The sequence below is a fragment of the Pseudomonas sp. AFG_SD02_1510_Pfu_092 genome, assembly GCF_003331055.1.
Lineage (GTDB): Bacteria > Pseudomonadota > Gammaproteobacteria > Pseudomonadales > Pseudomonadaceae > Aquipseudomonas.
In genome coordinates this window covers 37,019-46,872 of sequence record NZ_PUQD01000041.1, presented here as the reverse complement: position 1 = coordinate 46,872, position 9,854 = coordinate 37,019, and the positions used below count along the sequence as shown (strand labels likewise).

Genomic DNA, 9,854 nt, shown 5'->3' with positions numbered 1-9,854 from the left:
CACAAGGCTTGAGGCCGGTGCTATCCCTGTGGGAGCCGGCTTGCCGGCGATGGGCCGCAAAGCGGCCCCAACAGCATCAATGCAGGATTTGGCTCCCACAAGTACTGCACAAGGCTTGAGGCCGGTGCTATCCCTGTGGGAGCCGGCTTGCCGGCGATGGGCCGCAAAGCGGCCCCAACAGCATTAATGCAGGATCTGGCTGAGGAACAGCTTGGTCCGGTCACTGCGCGGCCGGTCGAAGAAGTCGTCCGGGGCCGCCTGCTCGACGATTTCACCCTTGTCCATGAAGATCACCCGGTTCGCCACGGTCCGGGCAAAGCCCATTTCGTGGGTCACGCAGAGCATGGTCATGCCATCCTCGGCCAGGCCAACCATGGTATCGAGCACTTCCTTGACCATTTCCGGGTCCAGCGCCGAGGTCGGTTCGTCGAACAGCATGATCTTCGGCTTCATGCACAGCGCGCGGGCAATCGCCACCCGCTGCTGCTGACCACCGGACAACTGCCCCGGGTACTTGTGCGCCTGCTCCGGAATCCGCACCCGCTCCAGATAGTGCATGGCGATTTCCTCGGCCTTGCGCCGCGGCATCTTGCGCACCCACATCGGCGCCAAAGTGCAGTTCTCCAGGATGCTCAAGTGCGGGAACAGGTTGAAGTGCTGGAACACCATGCCCACTTCGCGGCGGATGGCCTCGATCTGCTTGAGGTCGTTGGTCAGTTCCACGCCGTCGACGACGATGCGCCCCTGCTGATGTTCCTCCAGACGGTTGAGGCAACGGATGGTAGTGGACTTGCCCGAGCCGGACGGCCCGCACAGCACGATGCGCTCGCCCTGGCGCACGTTCAGGTTGATGTCCTTGAGCACATGGAACTGGCCGTACCACTTGTTCACGCCCTGCATCTGGATGATGCCTTCGGGGCCGGCAGGCTGCTTGATCGCTTCACTCATTTCGAAACTCCTAACGCTTGTGGCCAGTGTCCAGCTTGCGCTCCAGGTGCATGGAGTAGCGGGACATACCGAAACAGAAAATCCAGAACACCAGGGCGGCGAACACGTAGCCCTCGGTGGCCATACCCAGCCAGGCCGGGTCGGCAGCGGCTTGCTTGACGCTGTTCAGCAGGTCGAACAGGCCGATGATGATCACCAGGCTGGTGTCCTTGAACAGGGCAATGAAGGTGTTGACGATGCCGGGGATCACCAGCTTGAGCGCCTGTGGCAGGATCACCAGGCCCATCGCCCGCCAGTAGCCCAGGCCCATGGCCGCGGCTGCTTCGTACTGGCCCTTGGGAATGGCCTGCAGGCCGCCGCGCACCACCTCGGCGATGTACGCCGACTGGAACAGGATCACGCCGATCATGGCCCGCAGCAGCTTGTCGAAGCTCATGCCTTCGGGCAGGAACAACGGCAGCATCACCGACGACATGAACAGCACGGTGATCAACGGCACGCCGCGCCAGAACTCGATGAAGGTCACGCAGACCACCTTCACCGCCGGCATCCGCGAACGCCGCCCAAGGGCCAGCAGGATCCCCAGTGGCAAGGCGCCGACGATACCCACGGTGGCGATCACCAGGGTCAGCATCAGCCCGCCCCACTGGCTGGTCGGTACGCTTTCCAGGCCCAGCACGCCACCATGCAGCAGGGTATAGGCCAGTACCGGGTACAGCACCAGGAAGCCCAGGCCGTAGAAGGCCTTGCGCGGGAAGCGCTTGATGAACAGCGGTGCGGCGCCAAGCACGGCGAGCCACACGGTGAGGTCCACGCGCCAGCGCAGCTCGGCCGGGTAATAGCCATACATGAACTGGCCGAAGCGCTGCTGCACGAACACCCAGCAGGCGCCTTCCTTGGTGCAGTCGGCGCGCGTGGTGCCGACCCAGTTGGCATCAAGCAACGCCCACTGCAGCAACGGTGGCACGATCAGCCACACCAGATAAATGGCAAACAGGGTCAGCAGCGTGTTGAGCCAGCTGGAGAACAGATTGGCACGCATCCATGCGAGCACGCCGACGGTTTTTACCGGTGGCGGCATGTCGGGTTTGAAAACATGGGCATTCACAGGCGTATCCTCACCGCTCGATCAGCGCAATGCGCTTGTTGTACCAGTTCATCAGCAGCGAAATGCTGATGCTGATGGCGAGATAGACACTCATGGTGATGGCGATCACCTCGATGGCCTGACCGGTCTGGTTGAGCACGGTACCGGCGAACAGCGAGACCATCTCCGGGTAGCCGATACCGGCCGCCAACGACGAGTTCTTCGCCAGGTTCAGGTACTGGCTGGTCAGCGGCGGAATGATCACCCGCAGTGCCTGCGGAATGATCACCTTGCGCAGGGTCGGTCCCTCGCGCAGGCCCAGCGAGCGCGCGGCCTCGGTCTGGCCGTGGCTGACCGAACGGATACCGGAACGCACGATCTCGGCGATGAACGCTGCGGTATAGATGGTCAACGCCAGGGTCAGCGCCAGCAGCTCGGGGATCAGTACCCAGCCACCGACGAAATTGAATCCTTTCAATTGCGGCACTTCCCAGTGCACCGGGGTGCCGAACAGCAGCGCGCAAGCGCCCGGAATGGCAATGAACAGCGCCAGCCCGACCCAGAACTTGTGGAACGGCACGCCGGTTTCGTCGAAGCGCTTGTTGGCGTACCGCACCATCGCCACGATGGCCAGCAGGGCCAGGGCCAGGGCAATGACGAACGGCCAGAAGCCCTCGGCCATGGTCGCGCCAGGCATGTTCAGGCCGCGGTTGCTGATGAAGAAGGTGTCTTCGATGCTGATGCTGCCCCGTGGCCCTGGCAGGGTCAGGAACACGGCGAAGTACCAGAACAGGATCTGCAACAGCGGCGGGATGTTGCGGAAGGTTTCCACATACACCGTCGCCAGCTTGTTGATCATCCAGTTCGGCGACAGCCGCGCCACGCCGATGATGAAGCCGAGGATGGTCGCCAGCACCACGCCGATGAAGGTCACCAGCAGGGTGTTGAGCAGGCCGATGACGAACACCCGCGCGTAGCTGTCGGATTCCACGTAGGGGATCAGATGCTGGGCGATGCCGAAGCCGGCACTGCGCTCGAGGAAGTCGAAGCCCGAGGTGATGCCCCGGTGTTGCAGGTTGGTTTGCGTGTTATGGAACAGATACCAGCCCAGACCGACCACGAAGGCTATCGTGAGAATCTGGAACAGCCACGCGCGCACACGTGGATCGCTCAGGGATAACCCCTTTTGTGCGCCGATTCGATTTTGCATGAAGTGCCCCGGAAAGTAGGGTTCCGAACAGCCTGCGGCGGCGGGATGCCGCCGCAGGTGCAGCCATCAGCGCACAGGTGGCGCGTACTGGATGCCGCCGTTGTTCCACAGGGCGTTCATGCCACGGTCGATCTTCAGGTCGGTGCCCTGGCCGAGGTTCTTCTCGAACACTTCGCCGTAGTTGCCGACTTGCTTGACGATCTGCACTACCCAGTCTTTGGGCAGTTTGAGGTCCTTGCCGTACTCGCCATCGGCGCCCAGCAGACGGGCGACGTCCGGGTTCTTGGTGCCTTTGGCCTCAGCCTCGACGTTCTTCGAGGTGATGCCCGCCTCTTCGGCGTTGAGCATGGCGAACAGGGTCCACTTGACGATGCTGAACCACTCCTCGTCGCCCTTGCGCACCACCGGGCCCAGTGGCTCCTTGGAGATGGTTTCCGGCAGTACCACGTACTCGGTTGGCGCGGCCAGCTTGGAACGCTGGGCGAACAGCTGCGACTTGTCCGAGGTCAGCACGTCGCAACGGCCGGACTCCAGCGACTTGGCGCTTTCGTCAGAGGTATCGAAGGTGATCGGGGTGTATTTCAGGCCATTGGCACGGAAGAAGTCCGACACGTTCAGCTCGGTGGTGGTGCCGGCCTGGATGCAGATGGTCGCGCCATCGAGTTCCTTGGCGCTGGATACGCCCAGCTTCTTGTTGACCAGGAAACCGACGCCGTCATAGTAGGTGACACCGGCGAATACCAGGCCCATGCCGGCATCGCGCGAGCTGGTCCAGGTGGTGTTGCGCGACAGCACATCGACCTCGCCCGACTGCAGGGCGGTGAAGCGTTCCTTGGCGTTGAGCTGGCTGAACTTGACCTTGGTCGCATCGCCGAACACGGCGGCGGCCACGGCGCGGCACACATCGGCGTCGATACCGACGATCTTGCCCTGCGCATCAGGTACCGAGAAGCCTGGAAGACCGTCGCTCACGCCACACTGGACGAAGCCCTTCTTCTTTACCGCGTCGAGGGTGGCGCCGGCCTGGGCATTGCTCACGGCGCCCAGCGCGGCGGCAGCGGTCAGGACTGCCAGGGTGGTTTTCAACATCTTCATTCACAACCTCCAAATCGCTCTTGTTGTATCGAGCCGGAATTGCACCGCACCCTTTTGAGGCGTATCCGACCCGTATTGGCTTGTTATTGGGTCAATTGGCGCAATGGACTGTTCTTTGACAGCCTTCGCGTGCAAAGGGTGTTACCGTCACGGCCTGCCCTTTGCATCACTGGTTGGATTGCAAAGCGCGTACCAGCTTCGCTGGCTGTAGCGTTTAAGCGCTCGTCAAGTAGGGAAAGTTGTATCGTTGCGACATTCTTTTTCCGACAATCATTTGCGGCGCCTTCTTTTTACGCACGCCATTACAAGATCCGCACACTTTCGGAGCAGTCATGACCAACCCGCTGATTCTCGAACCACAGAAAACCGCTGATGCCTGTGTGATCTGGTTGCACGGCCTGGGGGCCGACCGTTACGACTTCCTACCGGTTGCCGAATTCATGCAGGAGCGCCTGCTCGGTACCCGCTTCATCATGCCCCAGGCCCCGACCCGGCCGGTGACCATCAACGGCGGCTACGCCATGCCCAGCTGGTACGACATCAAGGCCATGACCCCGGCCCGCGCCATCGACGAAGCGCAGCTTGAAGCGTCGGCCGAGCAGGTCGTTGCCCTGATCAAGGCCGAGCAGGCCAAAGGCATCAGCCTGTCGCGGATTTTCCTCGCCGGTTTCTCCCAGGGTGGCGCGGTGGTGCTGCACACTGCCTATATAAAGTGGCAAGAGGCCCTGGGTGGGGTGATCGCTCTGTCCACCTATGCGCCCACCTTCAACGACCAGCACCAGTTGAGCGCCTGCCAGCAACGCACGACGGCCCTGTGCCTGCATGGCGTGCATGACCCGGTGGTGATCCCGGCGATGGGCCGCACCGCCTTCGAGTACCTCAACAGCTGGGGCGTGGCCGCCCGCTGGCACGAATACCCGATGGAGCACGAAGTGGTGGTCGAAGAGCTGAACGACATCCACCACTGGCTGGCCGACCAACTGCAATAAGCCACAGCCGCCTGTAGTTGTAAGGCTATTCCACTACGCCGCACCTGAATCTTGCATTACACTGCCCGGCGTACATTCCTTAACCAGTTGATGAGACGACCGTGCTCAAGGCACTCAAGAAAATATTCGGCAAGGGAGACGCCGCGCCTCAGGCCGCCGCTCCTGCTGCCAGCGTGACGCCGCCGGCGCCCGCCAGCGAGGCCCGGGCTGCAGCCCAGCCGGCCGCCCCGCGCGCCACCCCCGCCGCCAAGGCTGAACAACCTGTCGCCGTTGCGCCAGCCGCTGAAAAGCCGGCCAAGGACAAACCACGTCGCGAGCGCAAGCCCAAGCCGCAGGCCAGCCTGTGGAAACCGGAAGACTTTGTGGTCGAGCCGCAGGAAGGCAAGACCCGCTTCCACGACTTCAAGCTGTCCAACGAGCTGATGCACGCCATCCACGACCTGGGCTTCCCGTACTGCACGCCGATCCAGGCGCAGGTGCTGGGCTACACCCTGCGTGGTCAGGACGCCATCGGCCGGGCCCAGACCGGTACCGGCAAGACTGCGGCGTTCCTGATTTCGATCATTTCCCAGCTGCAGCAGACGCCGCCGCCCAAGGAGCGCTACATGGGCGAGCCGCGCGCGCTGATCATCGCGCCCACCCGCGAGCTGGTGGTGCAGATCGCCAAGGACGCCGTCGCCCTGACCAAGTACACCGGCCTGAACGTGATGAGCTTTGTCGGCGGCATGGACTTCGACAAGCAGCTCAAGGCCCTGGAAGCGCGCCATTGCGACATTCTGGTGGCCACCCCAGGCCGCCTGCTGGACTTCAACCAGCGCGGCGAGGTGCACCTGGACATGGTCGAGGTGATGGTGCTGGACGAAGCCGACCGCATGCTCGACATGGGCTTCATCCCGCAAGTGCGTCAGATCATTCGCCAGACGCCACCGAAAAGCGAGCGCCAGACCCTGCTGTTCTCGGCCACCTTCACCGACGATGTGATGAACCTGGCCAAGCAGTGGACCACCGACCCGGCCATCGTCGAGATCGAGCCGGAGAACGTGGCCAGCGAAACCGTGGAGCAGCATGTGTACGCGGTGGCCGGCAGCGACAAGTACAAGCTGCTGTACAACCTGGTGACCCAGAACAAATGGGAACGGGTGATGGTGTTCGCCAACCGCAAGGACGAAGTGCGACGCATCGAGGAAAAACTGGTGCGCGACGGCATCAATGCCGCGCAGTTGTCGGGTGACGTGCCGCAGCACAAGCGTATCCGCACCCTGGAGAGTTTCCGCGAAGGGCGTATTACCGTGCTGGTGGCCACCGATGTGGCGGGGCGCGGGATCCATATCGATGGCATCAGCCACGTGATCAACTTCACCCTGCCGGAAGACCCGGACGACTACGTGCACCGCATCGGCCGTACCGGTCGCGCCGGTACCAGCGGTGTGTCGATCAGCTTTGCCGGGGAGGATGACTCGTATCAGCTGCCGGCGATCGAATCGCTGCTGGGGCGCAAGATCAAGTGCGAGATGCCGCCGGACGAACTGCTCAAGCCGGTGCCGCGCAAGCACCACTGACCTGTGCCGGCCTCTTCGCGGGCTTGCCCGCTCCCACAGGTACTGCACAGCTTTCGAAACCTGTGCAGTACCTGTGGGAGCGGGCAAGCCCGCGAACCGGGGCAAAGCCCCGGCCATCGGTATCCTGTCTACCAGCGCCCTGCAGCATCCTGGTCACTCTGCCTGCCTTCCACCCACCGCGGCCCTTCCTGGGTATTCTCTTTCTTCCAGAACGGCGCCCGGGTCTTCAGGTAGTCCATGATGAAGTTGCAGGCATCGAACGCCGCCTGCCGGTGGGCACTGGCCACCCCGACGAAGACGATCGGTTCGCCCGGTTCCAGCGCCCCGATGCGGTGCAACACCTCGACCTTGAGTAACGGCCAGCGCTGCTCGGCCTCGACCACGATCTTCGCCAAGGCCTTTTCGGTCATGCCCGAATAGTGCTCGAGAAACATTCCGGCCACTTCACGGCCGTCGTTGAAATCCCGCACATAGCCGACAAAGCCGACCACCGCGCCCACACCGACATTGGCCGCATGCATGGCATTGGTCTCGGCACCCGGGTCGAACGGGCTTTCCTGTACGCGCACAGCCATGCTCAGCCTCCGGTCACCGGCGGGAAGAACGCCACTTCATCACCGTCCTGCAGCGGCTCATCAAGCTTGCACAGCTCTTCGTTGCGCGCGCACATCAGGTTCTGCTCGGCCAGTACCGCATACTGCCCGCCCTTGGCCACCAAGGCCTGGCGCACATCGTCGAGCACCTTGAACGCGCCCTCCAACCGCTCCGCATCCACGCCCAGCAGCTCGCGGTAACGGGCGAAGTACATCACCTTGACCTTCATCACGCCTCCGCCTTGTAGTGGCCGCTCTTGCCGCCGAGTTTCTCCAGCAGGCGCACCTGCTCGATGACCATGCCTTTATCCACAGCCTTGCACATGTCATAGATCGTCAGGGCCGCAACGCTGGCCGCAGTCAGCGCTTCCATCTCCACGCCGGTCTGCCCGGCCAGTTTGCAGCGGGCGACGATGCGCACGGCATCCTGCCCCTCGGCGCTGAGCTCGACCTTGACGCTGGTCAGCATCAGCGGGTGGCACAGCGGGATCAGGTCGCTGGTCTTCTTCGCCGCCTGGATCCCGGCAATGCGCGCCACGGCGAACACGTCGCCCTTGGGATGCTCACCGTCGACGATCATCTGCAAGGTCTGCGGCAACATGCGCACCCGCGCCTCGGCGGTGGCCTCGCGCTCGGTCACGGCCTTTTCAGTGACGTCGACCATGTTGGCCCGCCCCTGGGAATCAAGATGTGTCAGCACTGCTCTGCTCCTGTGAAGGGAACCCGCAGTGTAAACCTGTGGGTCAGGTTTGAGCAGCGATATGTGTCAACAGGAATGGCCTCTTCGCGGGCTCGCCCGCTCCCACCCAGGCGTAGAACCTGTGGGAGCGGGCGTGCCCGCGAAAAGGCCGGGCAGTGATCTGCCCGGCTGCATAGCTTTACAAATGCGACTCGGCGTACTCGGCCAGCACCGAGCGGGGCACGCCCTGCAGGGTGATGTGCACGCCATGGGGGAAGTCCTTGAAGCGCTCGGTCAGGTAGGTCAGGCCCGAGCTGGTCGCGGACAGGTAGGGGGTGTCGATCTGCGCCAGGTTACCCAGGCAGACCACCTTGGACCCGGAGCCGGCACGGGTGATGATGGTTTTCATCTGGTGCGGCGTCAGGTTCTGGCACTCGTCGATCAGGATCAGGCTCTGCTGGAAGCTGCGGCCGCGGATGTAGTTCAGCGACTTGAACTGCAACGGTACGCGCTCGAGGATGTACTCGACGCTGCCGTGGGTGCTTTCGTCATCCATGTGCAAGGCTTCGAGGTTGTCGGTGATGGCGCCCAGCCAGGGCTCCATCTTCTCGGCCTCGGTACCCGGCAGGAAGCCGATCTCCTGGTCCAGCCCCTGCACACTGCGGGTGGCGATGATGCGCCGGTAGCGCTTGCTGACCATGGTCTGTTCGATGGCCGCAGCCAGGGCCAGGATGGTCTTGCCGGAACCGGCGGCGCCGGTCAGGTTGACCAGGTGGATATCCGGGTCGAGCAGGGCGAACAGCGCCAGGCTCTGGTGGATGTCCCGTGGCTTCAGGCCCCAGGCCTCCTGGTGCAGCAGCGGCTCCTGGTGCAGGTCGAGCAACAGCAGTTCATCGTTGCGGATGCCCTTGATCCAGCCGACGAAGCCCTGCTCGTCGATGATGAACTCGTTGACATGCACCGCCGGCAGGTTGTCGGTCAGCTGCACCCGGTGCCAGGTGCGGCCACGCTCCTGACGGGTATCGACCTTGCTCACCCGGTCCCAGAACGAGCCACTGACGGAGTGATAGCCCTTGGACAGCAAGGACACGTCATCGACCAGTTGGTCCGTGCTGTAGTCCTCGGCGGCGATGCCACAGGCGCGCGCCTTCAGGCGCATGTTGATGTCTTTGGTGACCAGCACCACATCCAGGTCGGTGCGCCGGGCCCGGACTTCCAGCAGCTGGTTGATGATGATGTTGTCGTTGAGGTTTTCCGGCAGCAGCTTGTTCGGCTCGTTGCGCGGGGTCATCAGGATGGACAGGAAGCCCTTGGGCCCGCTTTTGCCACGCTGGATCGGCACGCCCTGCTCGACGTCGCTGGGCGAGGCATCACCGAGGGTCTGGTCGATCAGGCGGATGGCCTGGCGGCATTCGGCGGCGATGCTCTGCTTGCCGGCCTTGAGTTTGTCGAGTTCCTCCAGCACCGTCATCGGGATGGCGACGTGGTGCTCCTCGAAGTTGAGTAACGCGTTGGGGTCGTGAATCAGGACGTTGGTATCGAGCACATACAGGATAGGCTTGCTGGAGGAAGGGTTGCGTCCTTGGTCATCCATACTCGGTCACCTTATGTCGAAGCCACACGGCGTGGTCTGTTACGCCGCAGAGTGACTGCCGTTCTCCCGTGGCCGCGTTGTTACGGGCGGGAAGGAAACC

General features: G+C 63.0%; 10 protein-coding genes. 2 read left to right on the top strand and 8 right to left on the bottom strand.

The features are described from left to right. Positions 1 to 183: 183 nt before the first annotated feature. The 4 genes from C6A77_RS17275 to C6A77_RS17260 all read right to left on the bottom strand — a co-directional run bounded on the left by C6A77_RS17275 (position 184) and on the right by C6A77_RS17260 (position 4,340). A complete protein-coding gene (locus tag C6A77_RS17275; RefSeq protein ID WP_003251792.1) occupies positions 184 to 948 on the bottom strand; it encodes an amino acid ABC transporter ATP-binding protein in 765 nt (254 codons plus the stop codon). Between the two features lie 10 nt (positions 949 to 958). Next, positions 959 to 2,056, bottom strand: coding sequence for an amino acid ABC transporter permease (locus C6A77_RS17270; protein WP_114170551.1), 1,098 nt, complete (start codon positions 2,054 to 2,056; stop codon positions 959 to 961). A gap of 10 nt (positions 2,057 to 2,066) precedes the next feature. After that, entirely contained in the window at positions 2,067 to 3,245 is a 1,179-nt protein-coding gene (locus C6A77_RS17265) for an amino acid ABC transporter permease (RefSeq protein ID WP_114170550.1), read from the bottom strand. A gap of 66 nt (positions 3,246 to 3,311) precedes the next feature. After that, positions 3,312 to 4,340 (bottom strand): amino acid ABC transporter substrate-binding protein, encoded by a 1,029-nt coding sequence (locus C6A77_RS17260; protein ID WP_015271736.1) that lies wholly within the window; start codon positions 4,338 to 4,340, stop codon positions 3,312 to 3,314. A gap of 332 nt (positions 4,341 to 4,672) precedes the next feature. Between C6A77_RS17260 and C6A77_RS17255 the strand changes: the two genes are divergently transcribed. Next, complete coding sequence (locus tag C6A77_RS17255) at positions 4,673 to 5,329, top strand: alpha/beta fold hydrolase (RefSeq protein ID WP_114170549.1); 657 nt, start codon at positions 4,673 to 4,675, stop codon at positions 5,327 to 5,329. Between the two features lie 101 nt (positions 5,330 to 5,430). Beyond that, positions 5,431 to 6,888: an ATP-dependent RNA helicase RhlB gene (gene rhlB / locus C6A77_RS17250; RefSeq protein ID WP_114170548.1), complete on the top strand. Its 1,458-nt coding sequence runs from the start codon at positions 5,431 to 5,433 to the stop codon at positions 6,886 to 6,888. Between the two features lie 128 nt (positions 6,889 to 7,016). Here the strand turns inward: rhlB and moaE are convergent, their stop codons facing one another. The 4 genes from moaE to C6A77_RS17225 all read right to left on the bottom strand — a co-directional run bounded on the left by moaE (position 7,017) and on the right by C6A77_RS17225 (position 9,754). Beyond that, positions 7,017 to 7,463: a molybdopterin synthase catalytic subunit MoaE gene (moaE, locus tag C6A77_RS17240; protein ID WP_114170547.1), complete on the bottom strand. Its 447-nt coding sequence runs from the start codon at positions 7,461 to 7,463 to the stop codon at positions 7,017 to 7,019. A gap of 2 nt (positions 7,464 to 7,465) precedes the next feature. After that, positions 7,466 to 7,711 carry a molybdopterin converting factor subunit 1 gene (moaD, locus tag C6A77_RS17235; RefSeq protein ID WP_114170546.1) on the bottom strand — a complete coding sequence of 82 codons (246 nt, stop codon included), beginning with the start codon at positions 7,709 to 7,711 and terminating at the stop codon, positions 7,466 to 7,468. Continuing rightward, the gene (gene moaC / locus C6A77_RS17230) at positions 7,711 to 8,181 is read right to left on the bottom strand and encodes a cyclic pyranopterin monophosphate synthase MoaC (protein WP_085692187.1); all 471 of its coding nucleotides are present in this window, start codon (positions 8,179 to 8,181) and stop codon (positions 7,711 to 7,713) included. Before moaC ends, moaD begins: the two co-directional genes overlap by 1 nt. A 178-nt stretch (positions 8,182 to 8,359) precedes the next feature. Continuing rightward, positions 8,360 to 9,754 (bottom strand): PhoH family protein, encoded by a 1,395-nt coding sequence (locus tag C6A77_RS17225; protein ID WP_114170545.1) that lies wholly within the window; start codon positions 9,752 to 9,754, stop codon positions 8,360 to 8,362. Between the last annotated feature and the right edge of the window lie 100 nt (positions 9,755 to 9,854).

Coding starts and splice junctions, on each gene's coding strand:
- moaE (WP_114170547.1), bottom strand. CDS start 7,463: ATGGCTGTGCGCGTACAGGAAAGCCCGTTCGACCCGGGTGCCGAGACC.
- C6A77_RS17260 (WP_015271736.1), bottom strand. CDS start 4,340: ATGAAGATGTTGAAAACCACCCTGGCAGTCCTGACCGCTGCCGCCGCG.
- C6A77_RS17255 (WP_114170549.1), top strand. CDS start 4,673: ATGACCAACCCGCTGATTCTCGAACCACAGAAAACCGCTGATGCCTGT.
- moaD (WP_114170546.1), bottom strand. CDS start 7,711: ATGAAGGTCAAGGTGATGTACTTCGCCCGTTACCGCGAGCTGCTGGGC.
- C6A77_RS17265 (WP_114170550.1), bottom strand. CDS start 3,245: ATGCAAAATCGAATCGGCGCACAAAAGGGGTTATCCCTGAGCGATCCA.
- C6A77_RS17275 (WP_003251792.1), bottom strand. CDS start 948: ATGAGTGAAGCGATCAAGCAGCCTGCCGGCCCCGAAGGCATCATCCAG.
- C6A77_RS17225 (WP_114170545.1), bottom strand. CDS start 9,754: ATGGATGACCAAGGACGCAACCCTTCCTCCAGCAAGCCTATCCTGTAT.